Source organism: Rhodobacter sp. NSM, from assembly GCF_052244495.1.
In the GTDB taxonomy this organism is placed as follows: Bacteria; Pseudomonadota; Alphaproteobacteria; order Rhodobacterales; family Rhodobacteraceae; genus Cereibacter_A.
In genome coordinates this window covers 458,022-474,577 of the sequence record NZ_JBQPXH010000003.1, presented here as the reverse complement: position 1 = coordinate 474,577, position 16,556 = coordinate 458,022, and the positions used below count along the sequence as shown (strand labels likewise).

16 protein-coding genes are annotated in these 16,556 nt (G+C 66.4%); 8 read left to right on the top strand and 8 right to left on the bottom strand.

What is annotated here, in order from left to right:
* Positions 1-148: 148 nt before the first annotated feature.
* Positions 149-577, bottom strand: coding sequence for a VOC family protein (locus tag ACTVZP_RS09325; RefSeq protein WP_443211870.1), 429 nt, complete (start codon positions 575-577; stop codon positions 149-151).
* 319 nt (positions 578-896) lie between these two features.
* Here ACTVZP_RS09325 and ACTVZP_RS09320 point away from each other — a divergent pair, with 319 nt between their 5' ends.
* The 4 genes from ACTVZP_RS09320 (at position 897) to ACTVZP_RS09305 (ending at position 3,110) form a co-directional block, all read left to right on the top strand.
* Positions 897-1,793, top strand: coding sequence for a thymidylate synthase (locus ACTVZP_RS09320; protein WP_443211869.1), 897 nt, complete (start codon positions 897-899; stop codon positions 1,791-1,793).
* Complete coding sequence (locus tag ACTVZP_RS09315) at positions 1,793-2,272, top strand: dihydrofolate reductase (RefSeq protein ID WP_443211868.1); 480 nt, start codon at positions 1,793-1,795, stop codon at positions 2,270-2,272. The genes ACTVZP_RS09320 and ACTVZP_RS09315 overlap by 1 nt, the downstream gene beginning before the upstream one ends.
* A 39-nt stretch (positions 2,273-2,311) precedes the next feature.
* Positions 2,312-2,716 (top strand): DUF2177 family protein, encoded by a 405-nt coding sequence (locus ACTVZP_RS09310; RefSeq protein ID WP_443211867.1) that lies wholly within the window; start codon positions 2,312-2,314, stop codon positions 2,714-2,716.
* Between the two features lie 67 nt (positions 2,717-2,783).
* Positions 2,784-3,110, top strand: a complete 327-nt coding sequence (locus ACTVZP_RS09305) for an arsenate reductase family protein (RefSeq protein WP_443211866.1) — start codon at positions 2,784-2,786, stop codon at positions 3,108-3,110.
* 53 nt (positions 3,111-3,163) lie between these two features.
* Here the strand turns inward: ACTVZP_RS09305 and ACTVZP_RS09300 are convergent, their stop codons facing one another.
* Both ACTVZP_RS09300 and thrS read right to left on the bottom strand, forming a co-directional pair.
* A complete protein-coding gene (locus ACTVZP_RS09300) occupies positions 3,164-3,370 on the bottom strand; it encodes a cold-shock protein (protein WP_002720550.1) in 207 nt (68 codons plus the stop codon).
* Positions 3,371-3,868: 498 nt separating this feature from the next.
* On the bottom strand, positions 3,869-5,809 hold the full coding sequence (thrS, locus tag ACTVZP_RS09295; RefSeq protein ID WP_443211865.1) for a threonine--tRNA ligase: 1,941 nt from the start codon (positions 5,807-5,809) through the stop codon (positions 3,869-3,871).
* Between the two features lie 181 nt (positions 5,810-5,990).
* Between thrS and ACTVZP_RS09290 the strand changes: the two genes are divergently transcribed.
* Positions 5,991-6,737, top strand: a complete 747-nt coding sequence (locus ACTVZP_RS09290) for an alpha/beta fold hydrolase (RefSeq protein ID WP_443211864.1) — start codon at positions 5,991-5,993, stop codon at positions 6,735-6,737.
* A gap of 219 nt (positions 6,738-6,956) precedes the next feature.
* Here ACTVZP_RS09290 and phaZ read toward each other — a convergent pair whose 3' ends face one another.
* Positions 6,957-8,228, bottom strand: a complete 1,272-nt coding sequence (gene phaZ / locus ACTVZP_RS09285) for a polyhydroxyalkanoate depolymerase (protein ID WP_443211863.1) — start codon at positions 8,226-8,228, stop codon at positions 6,957-6,959.
* A 100-nt stretch (positions 8,229-8,328) separates the two neighbouring features.
* Here phaZ and ACTVZP_RS09280 point away from each other — a divergent pair, with 100 nt between their 5' ends.
* From ACTVZP_RS09280 to phaR, 3 genes are all read left to right on the top strand, one after another.
* Positions 8,329-10,134, top strand: a complete 1,806-nt coding sequence (locus ACTVZP_RS09280) for a PHA/PHB synthase family protein (protein WP_443211862.1) — start codon at positions 8,329-8,331, stop codon at positions 10,132-10,134.
* A gap of 154 nt (positions 10,135-10,288) precedes the next feature.
* The gene (locus ACTVZP_RS09275) at positions 10,289-10,738 is read left to right on the top strand and encodes a Phasin (protein WP_443211861.1); all 450 of its coding nucleotides are present in this window, start codon (positions 10,289-10,291) and stop codon (positions 10,736-10,738) included.
* 129 nt (positions 10,739-10,867) lie between these two features.
* A complete protein-coding gene (gene phaR / locus ACTVZP_RS09270; RefSeq protein ID WP_443211860.1) occupies positions 10,868-11,425 on the top strand; it encodes a polyhydroxyalkanoate synthesis repressor PhaR in 558 nt (185 codons plus the stop codon).
* A 60-nt stretch (positions 11,426-11,485) separates the two neighbouring features.
* Here phaR and ACTVZP_RS09265 read toward each other — a convergent pair whose 3' ends face one another.
* The 4 genes from ACTVZP_RS09265 to ACTVZP_RS09250 all read right to left on the bottom strand — a co-directional run bounded on the left by ACTVZP_RS09265 (position 11,486) and on the right by ACTVZP_RS09250 (position 16,532).
* Complete coding sequence (locus ACTVZP_RS09265) at positions 11,486-12,853, bottom strand: aminotransferase (RefSeq protein ID WP_443211859.1); 1,368 nt, start codon at positions 12,851-12,853, stop codon at positions 11,486-11,488.
* 343 nt (positions 12,854-13,196) lie between these two features.
* Positions 13,197-14,498: an NAD(P)/FAD-dependent oxidoreductase gene (locus ACTVZP_RS09260; RefSeq protein WP_443211858.1), complete on the bottom strand. Its 1,302-nt coding sequence runs from the start codon at positions 14,496-14,498 to the stop codon at positions 13,197-13,199.
* On the bottom strand, positions 14,495-15,850 hold the full coding sequence (locus tag ACTVZP_RS09255; protein ID WP_443211857.1) for a glutamine synthetase family protein: 1,356 nt from the start codon (positions 15,848-15,850) through the stop codon (positions 14,495-14,497). Before ACTVZP_RS09255 ends, ACTVZP_RS09260 begins: the two co-directional genes overlap by 4 nt.
* Before the next feature lie 4 nt (positions 15,851-15,854).
* On the bottom strand, positions 15,855-16,532 hold the full coding sequence (locus ACTVZP_RS09250; RefSeq protein WP_443211856.1) for a type 1 glutamine amidotransferase: 678 nt from the start codon (positions 16,530-16,532) through the stop codon (positions 15,855-15,857).
* Positions 16,533-16,556 lie beyond the last annotated feature (24 nt).

Genomic DNA, 16,556 nt, shown 5'->3' with positions numbered 1-16,556 from the left:
GCGTTCCGCCCTTCATTCTCGCTCAAATATCCTCGGGGGGTGCGGGGGGCAGACGGCCCCCCGCGTCTTCCGCAGCGCCGCCGGTTGCCCGTGCCGGGAGCCCGCTACACCTTCGGCCCGCTACGGCCCCACCCTCCGGGACGATGCTTCACCAGTGGCCGGCGCTCTCCATCGAGGCCCAGGGCTCTGCCGGAGGCAGCGCTTCGCCCATCTGCAGAAGTTCGACCGACACATTGTCGGGGCTGCGGACGAAGGCCATGTGCCCGTCGCGCGGCGGGCGGTTGATCGTGACCCCTGCCACCTGCAGCTTCGCGCACATGTCGTAGATGTCCTCGACGGCATAGGCGAGATGGCCGAAGTGGCGGCTGTCCGAGGGCAGCCCCTCGTCGCCGTCCCAGTTGAAGGTGAGCTCGACCGGGCAGTCCGGCTGACCGGGCGGTGCCATGAAGACGAGCGTGAAGCGGGCCTTCTCGTTCTCGATCCGGCGTGTCTCCTCGAGGCCGAGCAGGCGGAAGAACTCCATGCTCTTCTCGAGGTCGAGCACCCGGACCATGGTGTGAAGATATCTGACCTGCATGGGGGCTCCCTTCTGGCTGTGTCGGCGGGCAAGCTAGCACGAGCCGGCAGAAAGGAAATGATCCCGTCCGTCGGGCGAAGGATCGGCTGGACGCAATCACGTCCACCGCGGGTCGGGAAGGGCAGGCATGTGGCCATTGCCTGCCTGTTGCATTGCCCCTGTTCTGCGGAGGCGGGGCGCGCGGCTTGTCTTCCGAACGCGGTTGTCGCCCCGGCCTTGCATCTGATAGCAAGCCACCGGGGGCTCTGCCCCCGGACCCCCGGGATATTTTGGCGAGAATGAAGACCAGGCCGGGGGCGGCAGCGGCAGGAGGGGCGGCGTGGGGCATCCGGAGCAGCAATATCTCGACCTTCTGGCGCAGGTGCTGGCTCTGGGCGACCGGCGCGTTGACCGGACCGGCGTGGGTACGCTCTCGCTTTTCGGCGCGATGCTGCGCTTCGACCTGTCGGACGGTTCGGCGCCGATCCTGACCACGAAGAAGGTGTTCTGGAAGACCGCGGTGAAGGAGATGCTCTGGTTCCTGACCGGGGGCACCAACATCCGGCCGCTCCTGCAGGAGAACGTGCGGATCTGGAGCGACTGGCCGCTGGCCGCCTACCGGCGTGCCACGGGCGAGCAGATCGGGCAGGCCGAGTTCGAGGCGCGGGTGTTGGCGGACGAGGACTTCGCGGCCCGCTGGGGAGAGCTCGGCCCGGTCTACGGCAAGCAGTGGCGGCGCTGGCTCGGGCCCGACGGGCGCGAGCACGACCAGATCGCGGGACTGATCGAGACGCTGCGCAGCAACCCCTCCAGCCGCCGAATGCTGTTCCACGCCTGGAACGTGGCCGAGGTGGGGCAGATGGCGCTTCCGCCCTGCCACATGGTCTATCAGTATCACGTGACGTCCGACGGGCGGCTGAACGCGCTGCTCTACCAGCGTTCGGTGGATCTGCTGCTCGGTGCGCCGTTCAACTTCGTGGGTGCCGCCGCCTTGCAGCTGATGATCGCGCAGCAGGCGGATCTTCGGCCCGGCGAACTGGTCTGGGTGGGCGGAGACACGCATCTCTACCTCAACCATCTCGAGCAGGCGCGCGAGCAGGTTTCGCGCAGCCCGCGGGACTGGCCGCGGATGCGGCTGCTGCGGCGGGCCGAGAGCATCGACGACTACCGGATCGGCGATTTCGCGGTGGAGGGCTACGACCCGCATCCGGCGATCCTGGCGGAGGTGGCGGTCTGATGTTGTCCCTTGTGGTGGCGCGGGCGAAGGGCGGGGCGATCGGGAAGGACGGCACGATTCCCTGGGCAGCGCCCGAGGATCTGGCCTTCTTCCAGCGCGAGACGGTCGGCGGTGCGGTGATCATGGGGCGGCGCACCTGGGAGAGTCTTCCGAAGAAGCCCCTGCCGCGACGGATGAACATCGTGGTCACGTCGCGGGTGCTGGAGGGGGAGGCGCTGTTCACGACCCTCGATGGCGCGATCCCCGCCGCGCAGGCGGCGGGACACGCGCGGATCTACTCGATCGGCGGCGCGGGGATCTTCGCGGCGCATCTGCCCGTCGCGGACCGGTTGCTCGTCACCGAGGTCGATCTGGAAGTCGCCGGTGCCGATACCTTCTTTCCGGACTTCGATCCGGCCGAATGGGCACTCGCCTCGCAGATCGAGCTTCGCGCAGCGTCACCTGCCTGCGTCCTTTACGAATACCTGCGCCGGCGCTGATACTGGGGCGGTCTGCCGCTTCCAGAGGAGAACCGCCGCATGAGTCTCGCCGTCCTCGTCCTCGTCACCGGCCTCGTCTTCGCGGGGCTCGATGCCGTGATGCTGTCGCGCTTCATGAAGCCCCTGTTCGAGGCCCACATCGGGCCGCTGATGCTCGACAGCCCGCGGATGGTGCCGGCCGTGATCTTCTACGTCGGGTATATTGCCGGGCTGATCTGGCTCGTCTCCTGGCCCGCGCTTCGCGAGGGGGCGCCGATGCAGGCGCTGGTCGCAGGCGCGGTGCTCGGGGCGGTTGCCTATGGCACCTACGAGCTCACCAGCTACACGATCCTGCGCGACTGGCACCCGACGATGGTGGTGGTGGACCTTCTCTGGGGCACCGTCCTGACAGGCGTTTCCGCAGGGGTGGGCGTCGCGGTCACACGTTGGATCGCGCCCGTCTGAGGGTTCTTGCGCAGCCGCGCGTTTCTGGCATCACTGATGCCGAAATTCGCGATGACAGGCGTTCTCCATGATCCTCTACGGCATTTCCACCTGCGACACCTGCAAGAAGGCGCTCAAGGCGCTGGAGGGCGCGGGCCACAACGTCGAGTTCCGCGACGTGCGCGCGGCACCCCTCAGCGAGGGCGAGATCTCGGAGCTTGTGACGGAATTCGGTGATGCGCTGGTCAACAGGCAGTCGACGACCTGGCGGGGGCTCTCGGACTGGCTCAAGGCCTCCGAGCCCGAGGCGCAGATCGCGGCGCAGCCGACGCTCATGAAAAGGCCGGTCATCCGCACGGAGGAAGGGCTGTTCCTGGGATGGGATACGGGTGTCCAGCGTCGGCTTCTGGGGTGAAACAGCCCACGGGGCGGCAGGCTGTCTCGTAATCACGCGCGCGCGTCGTGGCGTTACAGCAGCCGCAGGTCGCCCGCCGAGGAGCGGCCGTCGCGGCCGGACTGCAGCTCGTAGCCGATCTTCTGGTTGTCGCTGAGCCCCTTGAGGCCGGCACGTTCCACCGCCGAGATGTGGACGAACACGTCCTTGCCACCATCATCGGGGGCGATGAAGCCAAAGCCCTTCGTACTGTTGAACCATTTCACGGTGCCGGTCGGCATTCCGTCTCTCCCTTCGTCAGCCTTCACCCGGGCGACATTGCCACGGGCCGTGCATCCAGGTTCTCCGCATTAGCCCTGGAAACAGGAAAGCGTCAGAACGTCTGTTGTCACGTCGAAAGGATGCCAAAGACCTGCCGAAAATCAAGCGGCAATGGAAAAGTCGTGCAGAACAAGCATTTGTTCTGCACGCGGGCAAAAGCATCACGGCGGCGTTTCGAAGTGGTCTTGTGGCGATCAATACCTGCATTAGAGCGCAGATTTGAAACGCACGCACGAGGCCAATTGCCGCGCGACAGGCGAGGGAACAATGCCCCAAGAGGTTGATAAACTTCTGTATTGCGGGAATCCGCAGCGGGCTTCCTCGAAGCTCGCCGAGGGGGGCTCGCGGGACGGCAGACGGCCGTGGACCGGTGGCCGGCGGACGGGCCGCCGGCGCCCTCATGCCAAAGTCTGATGAAGCTGTCGGCGGATGAGCGACATCCCGCCGACAGCAGAGAATCACCCGGGGATGCGGGCATCCCCGGCTAGGGTCTCGACGGCCTGATCGAGAGACAGCGACTCCGTCCGGGTCTCCCCGAGGCGACGGACGGACACCGTGCGACCCTCGACCTCCTGCATGCCGATGGCAAGGATGACCGGCACCTTGCCCACGGAATGCTCGCGAACCTTGTAATTGATCTTCTCGTTCCGCGTGTCGGCCTCGGCGCGCACGCCACGGGCGCGCAGGGCCGCGACCACTTCGGCCACGTAAGCGTCGGCGTCCGAGACGATCGAGGCCACCACCACCTGCCGCGGCGCGAGCCAGAACGGCAGCTTGCCGGCATAGTTCTCGATCAGGATGCCGATGAAGCGCTCGAAGCTGCCCAGGATCGCCCGGTGCAGCATGTAGGGCCGGTGCTTGCCGCCGTCCTCGCCGATATATTCCGCGCCGAGGCGCGTGGGCAGGTTGGGGTCAACCTGGAAGGTGCCGCACTGCCACTTGCGCCCGATGGCGTCGGTCAGCTTGAAATCGAGCTTCGGCCCGTAGAAGGCGCCTTCGCCCGGATCGATCTCGTAGGGGACGCCGACCTTGCGGATCGCGTTCTCGAGCGCCGTCTCCACCGTATCCCAAGCCTCGTCCGAGCCGATGCGCACCTCGGGGCGGGTGGAGAGCTTGATCTCGAAGCTGTCGAAGCCGAGGTCCTTGTAGACGCTGGAGAGCAGCTCGATGAACGAGGCGCATTCGCCCTCGATCTGGTCCTCGGTGCAGAAGATGTGGGCGTCGTCCTGCGTGAAGCCGCGCACCCGCATCAGCCCGTGCATCGAGCCCGACGACTCGTAGCGGTGGCACGAGCCGAATTCGGCCAGGCGCAGCGGCAGGTCGCGGTAGGACTTCAGGCCCTGGTTGTAGACCTGCACGTGGCAGGGGCAGTTCATCGGCTTCAGCGCGTTGATGCGCTTTTCCTTGGCATGTTCCTCCTCGACCTCGACGATGAACATGTTCTCCTTGTAGGCCTCCCAGTGGCCTGAGGCCTCCCACAGCTTGCGGTCCACCACCTGCGGGGTGCGGATCTCCTTGTAGCCGGCCTGACGCAGCCGGCCGCGCATGTAATCTTCCAGCGTGCGGTAGATCTGCCAGCCGTTCGGGTGCCAGAACACCATGCCCGGCGCCTCTTCCTGAAGATGGAACAGCTCCATCTCCTTCCCGAGCTTGCGGTGGTCGCGCTTCGCGGCCTCTTCCAGCATGTGGAGATAGGCCTTCAGCTCGTCGCGGGTCTTGAAGGCCACGCCATAGATGCGCTGGAGCTGCTTGTTGTTGCTGTCGCCGCGCCAGTAGGCGCCGGCCACCGACATCAGCTTGAACGCATCCGCCGGAACCTGCCCTGTGTGCTGGAGGTGCGGCCCGCGGCAGAGGTCCTGCCAGTTCCCGTGCCAGTACATGCGGATCTGCTGGTCGGCGGGGATCGCCTGCACCAGCTCGACCTTGAAGTTCTCGCCGCGGCCTTCGTAGTAGGCGATGGCGCGGTCGCGGTCCCACGTCTCGGTCTTCACCGCGTCGCGGGCGTTGATGATCTCCTTCATCCGCTTCTCGATCGCGCCGAGGTCGTCGGGCGTGAAATGCTCTTCGCGGTCGAAGTCGTAATACCATCCGTTCGCCACGACCGGGCCGATGGTGACCTTGACGTCCGGCCAGAGCTCCTGCACCGCGCGGGCCATGATGTGGGCGAGGTCGTGCCGGATCAGCTCCAGCGCCTGCGCCTCGTCGGCCATGGTGTGGATCGCGATCTTCGCGTCGGCGGTCAGCGGCCATTGCAGGTCGGTGTGCCGGCCGTCCACGCTGGCCGAGATCGCCTTCTTCCCGAGGCTGGTCGAGATCGAGGCCGCCACTTCGGCAGGGGTGATGCCGGCGGGAAACTCGCGTGCGTTGCCGTCGGGAAATGTGAGGGAAATCTGGGCCATTGCGGCTCTCCTCGTCGGTTCGGCGCCTACGATTGCGCCCGGTTGCGGGTCATGTGCGGACCGCTTCTGCGCCGCGCATCGGGGAAAGTCAACGCGACACGGCCCTTTCCGGCGCGGGATTGGCCGCAGAGGTGGTCTGCGGACCCGTGCTTTGATAAGGCTCGAAGAAAAGGAGGTGCCCATGTCAGATCCCGATTTCCTCGTGACGCCAGAAGGCCGCCGCATCGCCTACCGTCTGACCGACGGGCAGGGGCCCGCCGTCGTCTTCTGCGGTGGCTTCAAGTCGGACATGGAGGGGACGAAGGCGCTCCACCTGCAGGCATGGGCGGAGCGGTCAGGCCGCGCCTTCCTGCGCTTCGACTACTCGGGCCACGGGCAATCCGAAGGCGCCTTCCTCGAGGGCGCGATCGGAGACTGGTTCGAGGATGCCCGCGCTGCCTGCGGGCTGCTTGCCGGGCCTCTCGTGCTGGTCGGATCGTCCATGGGGGGCTGGATCTCGCTTCTTCTCGCCCGCGCGATGCCCGAGCGGATCGCGGGATTCGTCGGGATCGCCGCCGCGCCGGACTTCACCGAGGACAGCATGTGGACGGGCTTCAACGCGGCGCAGCGCGAGGCGCTGCAGCGGGTCGGGCAGGTGGTCATGCCGTCAGACTATTCCGAAGAACCCTACATCATCACGCGCCGGCTGATCGAGGAGGGACGCGACCGACTCGTCCTGCGGGAGCCTCTGGACCTGCCGTTTCCGGTCCGGCTGCTGCAGGGAACGGCGGACGAGGACGTGCCGCCATCGGTGGCCCTGCGGCTTCTGGACCATGCCGTTTCGCCCGACATGCGGCTCACGCTCGTGAAGGGGGCCGATCATCGCTTCTCGACGCCCGCCTGCCTGTCCCTGATGGAGGCAACGCTCGAGGAGGTTCTCGCGGCTTGAGCCGCAAGGCCTGGCCGGGCGTCTTGCCTCGCGGCAAGGCGCGAGGCTGCTTGCAGGACGCAACTGCCGGCGAGCCCCCTCGTGGCCGCGCACAGGTCGGGGAGTCGCGGCCGCACGGGCCCGGGGAAGGCCCGCCCTTGACGACGCAAGGCCGCCCTGTCTTGCCCGCACCGGACCGGCACGGCATCCGACGTTCGGCACCGGATGCCGTCGGAATGCTCAGCCGTTGGCCGCGGCCGGCACGATCTTGGGCTTCGGCCTCGGCGCGTTGGCGTCTATGAAGCTCAGGACCAGCGGACGGATGTTCAGGCGCCAGCTCTTGCCCGCGAAGATGCCGTAGTGCCCCGCCTCGGGCTCGAGGTGGCTGGCCTTCTTCGAATCGGGCAGCCCGGTCAGCAGCTTCAGCGCGGCAACACACTGGCCGGGCGCCGAGATGTCGTCTTTCTCGCCCTCGACGGTCTTGACCGCAACATCGGTGATTGCGCCGATGTCCACCCGCTTGCCGGCGACCGTGAACTCGTTCTTCGCGATCTCGCGGTTCTTGAAGACGCGCTCCACCGTCGAGAGGTAGAACTCGGCCGTCATGTCCATCACGGCGAGGTATTCGTCGTAGAAGCGGTTGTGCGCATCGTGGTCCGAGGCCTGACCGCGCGCCACGCGCACGATCTGCTCCTGAAAGGCCTTGGAATGGCGCTCCATGTTCATCGAGATGAAGCTCTGGAGTTGCAGGAGGCCGGGATAGACCATCCGGCCAGCACCCATGTACTTGAAGCCCACGCGCTGGATCGCGAGCTGTTCGAGTTGCCCCATCGTGATGCGCCGCCCGAAATCCGTGACTTCGGTCGCGGCGGCATCCGGGTCGATCGGGCCGCCGATCAGCGTCAGGGTGCGCGGCTGCTCTTCGGGGTGCTCTCCGGCGAGATAGGCGGTCGCCGCCAGAACCAGCGGTGCGGGCTGGCAGACTGCGATCACGTTGGTGTCCGGCCCGAGGGCACGCATGAACTCGACGATGTAGAGCGTGTAGTCCTCGACGTCGAACTTGCCGCAGGACACCGGAATGTCACGGGCATTGTGCCAGTCCGTCACATAGACGTCGCAGTCCGGCAGCAGACTGAGAACCGTCGAGCGCAGGAGCGTCGCGTAGTGGCCCGACATGGGCGCCACCAGCAGCACCTTCCGCGCCATCGGCGCACGACGGCGGACGAAGAACTGGATCAGATTGCCGAAAGGCTTTTCCACGACAGTGCGGATATCGACCAGATGGTCCTGCCCGTCGTCGCCGACGATCGAGCGGATGCCCCAGTCAGGCTTGGCCACCATGCGGGCGAAGCTGCGCTCCGTCACCTCACCCCAGGCGGCGGTGAGTGCCAGCATCGGATTCATGGAGAGGGCGAAGACGGGATAGGAGGCCATCGCCCGTGCAGTCGCGCCCAACCACTCGTTGGTGTTGCGCGCACTCTCCATGACGTCATAGGTTGTCATATATTTCATTCGGTATCCCTGCCCGGTGGAGGCGCTGTGTTCCTGCAGTTCTCCGCCAAGGGCGGGCACACGATGCTGCATGGCAGCAAAAGAGGGGGGAAAAGTCAATATGGCAACCGAAGAGCAGTCCCCGGGTGCGGCCCGCGACGCGCAGTTCGAGCGTCTGAACGCCAACCTGGCGCGCATCGACGAGTTGTCGAAGCGGCTGACCGCCGCGCTCACGAAGCGCAAGTTGTCCGACCCCGCGCTCCACGGACCCTCGGGCGACGTCTTCCTGAAGGCGATGACGGCCTACATGGCCGAAATGATGCAGAACCCCGCCAAGATCCTCGAGCATCAGATCAGCTTCTGGGGCAAGAGCCTGAAGCACTACGTCGAGGCGCAGCAGCAGCTCGTGAAGGGTGAGCTGAAGCCGCCGCCGGACCAGACCCCGAAGGACCGGCGCTTCTCGAACCCGCTCTGGCAGACGCATCCGTTCTTCAACTATCTCAAGCAGCAGTACCTGATGAACGCCGAGGCCGTGCATCAGGCCGTCGACGCGCTGGAGCAGATCGAGCCCTCGGACAAGAAGCGGGTCGAGTATTTCTCGCGCCAGATCGTGGACCTGTTCTCGCCCACCAACTTCTTCGGCACCAACCCCGATGCTCTCGAGCGCGCGATCGCGACCGATGGCGAGAGCCTCGTGCAGGGGCTCGAGAACCTCGTGCGGGACATCGAGGCGAACAACGGTGACCTGCTGGTGACGCTTGCGGACCGCGAGGCCTTCCAGGTGGGCCAGAACATCGCCACCACCGAAGGGTCGGTCGTCTACCGCAACCGCATGTTCGAGCTCATCCAGTACAAGCCCACGACCGAGACGGTCTACGAGACGCCGCTGCTGATCTTTCCGCCCTGGATCAACAAGTTCTACATCCTCGACCTCAAGCCGCAGAACTCGCTGCTGAAATGGCTCGTGGACGAGGGCTTCACCGTCTTCGTCGTCTCCTGGGTCAACCCCGATGCGGCCTATGCGGGCATCGGCATGGACGACTACATCCGCGAAGGCTACATGCGCGCCATGGCCGAGGTGCGCTCGATCACCAAACAGAAGCAGATCAACGCCGTCGGATACTGTATCGCGGGAACGACCCTCAGCCTGACGCTCGCTCACCTGCAGAAGGCGGGCGATCCCTCGGTGCGGTCCGCCACCTTCTTCACCACGCTCACCGACTTCTCGGATCCGGGCGAGGTGGGCGTGTTCCTGAACGACGATTTCGTCGACGGAATCGAGCGTCAGGTGGCCGTGGACGGGATCCTCGACAAGACCTTCATGTCGCGGACCTTCAGCTACCTGCGGTCGAACGACCTGATCTATCAGCCCGCGATCAAGAGCTACATGATGGGCGAGGCCCCGCCCGCCTTCGACCTGCTTTACTGGAACGGCGACGGGACCAACCTGCCCGCGCAGATGGCCGTGGAGTACCTGCGCGGCCTCTGCCAGCAGAACCGGCTGGCCGGCGGGACCTTCCCGGTGCTGGGCGGGCCGGTCGGCCTCAAGGACATCACGCTGCCTGTCTGCGGAGTGGCCTGCGAGACCGACCACATCGCCCCCTGGAAGAGCAGCTTCAACGGGCTCCGCCAGTTCGGCTCCGAGGACAAGACCTTCATCCTGTCTGAATCCGGTCACGTCGCCGGCATCGTGAACCCGCCGAGCCGGAAGAAGTACGGGCATTATGTGAACTCGGGTCCGATGACGACTCCCGAGGCCTTCCGCGAGGGGGCGGAGTTCCATGAAGGCTCCTGGTGGCCCCGGTGGGGGGGCTGGCTCGCCGAGCGTTCGGGGAAACGGATCGCCGCTCGTCAGCCGGGCGATTCGAAGCATCCGGCCCTCGCACCCGCGCCCGGAAGCTACGTGGTGGCCCAGCCCGCGGGCTGAGGCCACCGCCATTCGGCCGTCCTGCCGCGTCTTTCCCCTCCATGCGGCGAAAAAATGCTGCGTCGCAGAATTAGTGGTTGATTTGCTGCAGCGCAGCATTTATATCCAGTGCACAGGATAACCGGGCATGAGCCCGCTCGCAGGAGACAAGGCAATGACCAAGACCCCCGACTTCACCAAAGTGATGCAAGACATGATGGCCGCTTTCCCGGTCGACTCGTCGGCGATGCAGAATGCGTTCAAGACCCAGGCCGCGATGGCCGAGAAGATGTCGAAGGTGACCCTCGAGGCCGCCGAGAAATCGACCGAGATCACCGCCAAGTGGGCCAAGGACACGATCGCGAAGTTCGGCGACCTGGCGAAAGCCAAGTCGGAACCGACCGAATATACCAAGGCTGCCACGGACTTCGCCTCGGCCGCGGCTGAAATGGCTGCCGAGAACCTCGCCGCCTTCGCCGAGGTGGCCAAGAAGGTCCAGATGGAAACCGTCGAGCTGATGCTGGCCGCCGGCAAGGACATGCAGGACGACGCCACCGCCGCCGTAAAAAAGGCGACGTCGGACGTGTCCACCGCCGCGAAGAAGGCCACGGCTCCGGCGAAGTGAGCCGGAAGAGCGCATCCAACTACTCCTCCCAGGGCGGATGCGCGGGGGCGGGCTTTCAGCCCGCCCTTTCTTTTTGTCCGGGCGTGCCATAGTCTTCCCTGCAGCCGCAGAAAAACAGACGGGGTAGGTATGGCCGAGACTGACAAGCCGTTGCTGATCAAGCGCTATGCCAGCCGGCGGCTCTACAATACCGAGACCAGCGACTACGTGACACTCGAGGACATCGCCGGCTTCATCCGGTCAGGGCGCGAGGTCCAGATCATCGACCTGAAGTCCGGCGATGACCTCACGCGGCAGTATCTCCTCCAGATCATCGCCGAGCACGAGTCGAAGGGCGACAACGTCCTGCCGCTCGCCGTGCTGACCGACCTCGTCCGCAGCTACACGACCGAGGTCCAGTCGGTGGTGCCGCAGTTCCTGGCCGCTTCCTTCGAGATGCTGCGCACGGGCCAGACGAAAATGATCGAGAACTTCAGCCAGATGTCCGGCCCGATGGCGGGGATGCCGGGCTTTGACGCCATGCGCAAGCAGCAGGAAGCCTTCATCAAGGCCATGATGGCCCTTCCGGGCTGGAACGCGGCCACGGCTTCCAAGGAGGAACCCGCGCCCGAGGCAGGCAGCGCAGAGGAACTGGCGCAGATCCGCAAGCAATTGGCCGACCTGCAGAAGAAGCTCTCGAAGCTCTGAGCGCGTCCTGATCGCGAGGGGCCCCGCAGCCGCCTGCGGGGCACCTTTGCCATTCCGGCCTCAGGCCACTTCGGCGAAGACCTTCTTCAGCGCCGCGCCGAGTTTCTCGAACATCTCGTCCATCTGGCTCTCCGTCATGATGAAGGGCGGGCAGAGCACGATCGACTGTCCCAGCGGGCGGCAGATCAGCCCGTGGTCGGTGCAGGTATTTGCGATCCGCTCCGAGACCGAAAGATCGCCGGGGAAGGGCGTCTTCGTGGCCTTGTCCCTGACCGCCTCGAGCGCCCCCATCAGCCCCTTGCCGCGCCATTCGCCGATGTTGGGGTTTTCGGCCAGATGAGCGAGCCCCGCCTCGAACTTCGGTGTCAGCGCCCGCACGTTCTCGGCCAGCCCCTCGTTCATCACCACGTCAATGGCCTTCAGCGCGATGGCGCAGCCCACAGGGTGGCCGCTCGCGGTGAAGCCGTGGGGGAATTCCTCGACCGCCTCGGCAGCGGCCTGAACCCTGTCCGACAGCTCCGGCCCGAGGATGATCGCGCCCATCGGGAAGAAGCCTGCGGTGATGTTCTTCGAGCTGATGATCGCGTCAGGCATGAAATCGTAGGTCTCGCATCCCCAGGTGCTGCCGGTGCGTCCGAAGCCGCAGATCACCTCGTCCGAGATGAGCGGGATGCCGTAGCGCTTCAGGACCGGCTGGATGGCCTGGAAATACCCCTTCGACGGCGGGATCACGCCGCCCGCGCCCATCACCGGCTCGGCGAAGAAGCCCGCGATCGTGTCGGGACCTTCCTTGATGATCGTGGCCTCAAGCTCGCGGGCGAGACGGGCGGTGAATTCCTCCTCGGTCTCGCCGGCCTGGCCGAAGCGCCAGTAATGCGGGCAGCCGACATGGATGAAGCCGGGCAGGGGCAGGCCGAAGAGGCTGTTGTAGGGTTTGCCCGTCATCGAGGCCGAGACCGCCGTCACCCCATGATAGCTGTTCACGCGGGTGATGATCTTGCGCCGCTCCGGATGGCCCTCGGCCGCGCCGAGGAACCACAGGATCTTGACCATCGTGTCGTTCGCCTCGGACCCCGAGTTGGTGTAGAACACCCGGCCGCGCTCGAAGGGCGAGACCTCCACCAGCTTTTCGGACAGCATCACCGTTTGGTCCGACATGCGGCCGAAGAAGGCGTGATAGCCGGGGAAGCGGTCGTACTGGGCCTTAGCGGCCTCAGTCAGTCCCGGGTGGTCGAATCCCGCGACCATGTTCCAGAGGCCCGAGTTGGCATCGAGATAGGCGCGCCCGTGCACGTCGTAGACATAGGGGCCCTTGCCATGGGTCAGCACCACCGCGCCGCGCTTGTGCACCGAAGGAAGGTCGGTGAAGCCATAGAGGGAGAAGGCGTCGGCCCGCGACTCCCACGAATTCGGCGCATCGTCACGCATGGTCCAGCACTCCAGAAGGGAAGGTTGTCGCAAGGCTAGCGGCGCCGTCCGGGCTGTTCAACACCCGGGGCCGATCCTTCGAAAGAGAGGCAACCGTTTCGAAGATCCTTGCGGCCCGGACCACACGCACGGGATCTTCTCCCGCTCCCGCTCCCGCTCCCGCTCCCGCTCCCGCTCCCGCTCCCGCTCCCGCTCCCGCTCCCGCTCCCGCTCCCGCTCCCGCTCCCGCTCCCGCTCCCGCTCCCGCTCCCGCTCCCGCTCCCGCTCGCTTCATTCTCGCCCAAATATCCTCGGGGGGTCCGGGGGGCAGACGGCCCCCCGGCCTCTCCGCTGGCGCGGCCGATCAGATTCCCAGCCGGTCGCGCATGGAATACCACGTCATCGCCAGCACCAGCATCGGCCAGCGCAGGGCGGCCCCGCCCGGAAAGCTCGGCTGCGGCAGCGAGGCCATCAGGTCGAAGCGCTCCGCCTGACCCGCGACGGCTTCGGCCATCAGCCGGCCCGCCAGCGTGGCCAGCGCCACCCCATGCCCCGAGTAGCCCGAGGCGGAGAGGATGTTCGGCGCCACGCGGGTGAAGCAGGGCAGGCGGTTCATCGTGATCGCCAGCGTGCCGCCCCAGGCATGGGTGATCCGCACGTCACGCAGCTGCGGATAGACCTGCAGCATGGGCTTCAGGACGGTGCGCTCGATATCGGGGAAGCGGTATCCGTAGCTCTCGCCGCCGCCGAAGAGAAGCCGCCCGTCCTCGGACAGCCGCCAGTAGTTCACGACGAAGCGGGTGTCGGCGACGGCGACCGGCTCCGTCAGCACGTCGGCCGCACGGGTGCCAAGCGGTTCGGTCGCCACGATGAAGTTGTTGATCGGCATGACCCGCGCCGCGACCGAGGACTCGAGCCCGCCGAGATAGCCGTTGCCGGCAAGCACGACATGGGCCGCGCGCACCCGCCCCTCCGCGGTTTCGATCTGGGCCTCCGGTCCATGGATGATCCGGCCGACGAGGCTCCGCTCGTGGATGCGAACACCCGCCGCCGCGCAGGCTCGGGCAAGGCCAAGGGCAAAGTTCAGCGGGTGGAGATGGCCCGCCCCGCGGTCGATGTCGCCGCCCACATAGGCCTGCGAACCGACGAGCCGGCGGATGCCGTCGCGGTCGAGCGGCTCGATCCGGTGGTAGCCGTAGTCGCGCGCGAGCTTTTCGGCATAGGCGTGGGAATGGGCCACTTCCGAAGCCTTGCGGCAGGCGTGCGCGATCCCCGGACGGAAGGTCACCGGCATGTCGTGGCGCGCGATCAACTCGTGCACCAGCGCCTTCGCCTCCTCGCCTAGCTCCCAGAGCTTGCGCGCATCCTCAAGGCCGACCATCGCCTCGAGCTCGTCCTGCTCGAGCCGCTGGCCCGAGCCGACCTGTCCGCCGTTGCGCCCCGAGGCGCCGAAGCCCACCCGGTGCGCCTCGAGCACGATGACCGAATAGCCGCGCTCTGCCAGGTGGAGTGCAGTCGAAAGGCCGGTGTAGCCCCCGCCCACGACGCAGACATCCGCGCGCGTCTCGCCTTCGAGGGCTGGAAAGGGCGAGAGTGCCGTCGCCGTTTCGGCATACCAGGATCGGGGATACTCGCCCGGCCGGTCGTTGGCGTGAAGCAGATTCATACGTTCAGCAGCAGATGCTCACGCTCCCACGGGCTGATGACCTGCAGGAACTCCTTGTATTCGTTCCGCTTGACCGAGTCGTAGACGCCACAGAACTCGGGCCCCAGCACGTCTCGGAGGGCCGCGTTCTCCTCGAGCAGGTCGAGCGCGTCGCCGAGGTTGTAGGGCAGGTCCGTCTCGGACATGTAGGCGTCGCCCGTGCATTCGGGCTGCGGCATCTTCCGCTCCTTCAACCCCAGATAGCCGCAGGCGAGCGAGGCGGCGAGCCCGAGGTAGGGGTTGCAGTCCATCCCTGCCAGCCGGTTCTCGAGCCGCCGCGCCTCCGGCCCCGAGATGGGCACGCGCAGGCCGGTCGTCCGGTTGTCGCGGCCCCATTCGAGGTTGATCGGCGCCGCGAAGTCCGGGACGTAGCGGCGGTAGCTGTTGACGTAGGGCGCGAGCAGCGCCACGGCCGCGGGCAGGTGAGTCTGCATCCCCGCGATGAAATGCAGGAAGGCCTCGGTCTCGCCGCCCTTCGCATCCGAGAAGATGTTGAGGTCGGTGGCGGTCTCGACCACCGAGTGGTGGATATGCATGGCCGAGCCCGGCTCGCCCTCGATGGGCTTGGCCATGAAGGTGGCGAAACAGTCGTGGCGCAGCGCGGCCTCGCGGATCAGCCGCTTGAAGAAGAAGATCTGGTCGGCCAGCGCCACCGGATCGCCATGCGCAAGGTTGATCTCGACCTGGCCCGCGCCGCCTTCCTGAAGGATCCCGTCGATCTCGAAGCCCTGCGCCTCGGCGAAGTCGTAGATGTCGTCGATGACCTTGCCGTATTCGTCCACGGCGGACATGGAATAGGCCTGCTTGGCCGCCGCGCGCCGCCCGGTCCGCCCCATCGGCGGCATCACGGGCATGTTCGGGTCGATGTTGCGCGCGACGAGGAAGAATTCCATTTCCGGCGCCACGATCGGCGTCCAGCCTTCCGCATTGTAAAGCTCGACCACCCGCCGCAGCACGTTGCGCGGCGAGACAGGCACCGGGCGGCCCTGCTGGTCCACCGCATCGTGGATCACCTGCAGCGTGACATCCGCCGTCCAGGGCGCGGCGGTGGCGGTCGCGTAGTCGGGGATCAGGATCATGTCCGGCTCGGTGAAGGCGCCCGAGGGGTTGTCGGCCCATTCGCCGGTGATCGTCTGCAGGAAGATCGAGTTCGGCAGGAAGAAGCTGGTCTGCTTGCCGAACTTGAAGGCGGGCATGGCCTTGCCGCGCGCCACTCCGGCGATGTCGGAGACGATGCACTCCACCTCGTCGACGCGGCGGTCGCCGATGTAGGAGCGGGCGGCCTCGGGAAGTCTGTCGGTCCAGTCGGACATGGGGCTATCTTGCCTGGTTGAAGAACTGTGCGATGCGGTCCGCGAGGCGGTCCGCATCGTTGGGATGGCCGAGCAGCCGTTGCGCAGCCTCGAGCCTGTCGTCCGGCACCACGCCCTTGCCGCGGGTGCGTATCAGCCCGTCCATGAAGTCGTCGCGGAATTCGGGATGAGCCTGCACGGTGAAGGCGAAGTCGCCATAGAGCAGCGCCGCGTTCTCGCAGAAGTGGTTGGCGGCGACGACTTCGGCGCCGTCGGGCGGCTCGATCACCTGATCGCGGTGCCAGGCGTTGAGTACGATCGGATCGCCGGCGAAGTCGTAGGTGGTCGGGCCCACGGCCCAGCCCTTCTCCGACCGCTCTACCCGACCGCCAAGCGCCTGCGCGATGATCTGGTGCCCGAAGCAGATGCCCACCATCGGCACGCGGGCGTCGCGCGCCTCGCGGATGAAGGCCTCGAGCGGCGGGATGAAGGCGTGGTCCTCGTAGACGCCGTGACGCGAGCCGGTGACGAGCCAGCCGTCGCAGTCATGCACGCTCGCGGGGAAGTCCATGTCCAGCACCCGGTAGGTGCGGAACTCGAACCCCTTTCCGCCGAGCAGGCGCCGGAACATGTCGGGATAGTCCCCCATTTTGTCGGAGAGGACGTCGGGCGCTTCGCCCGTCTGCAGGATGCCGATCAGCATGGATTGTCCGAAATTGAATGGGCC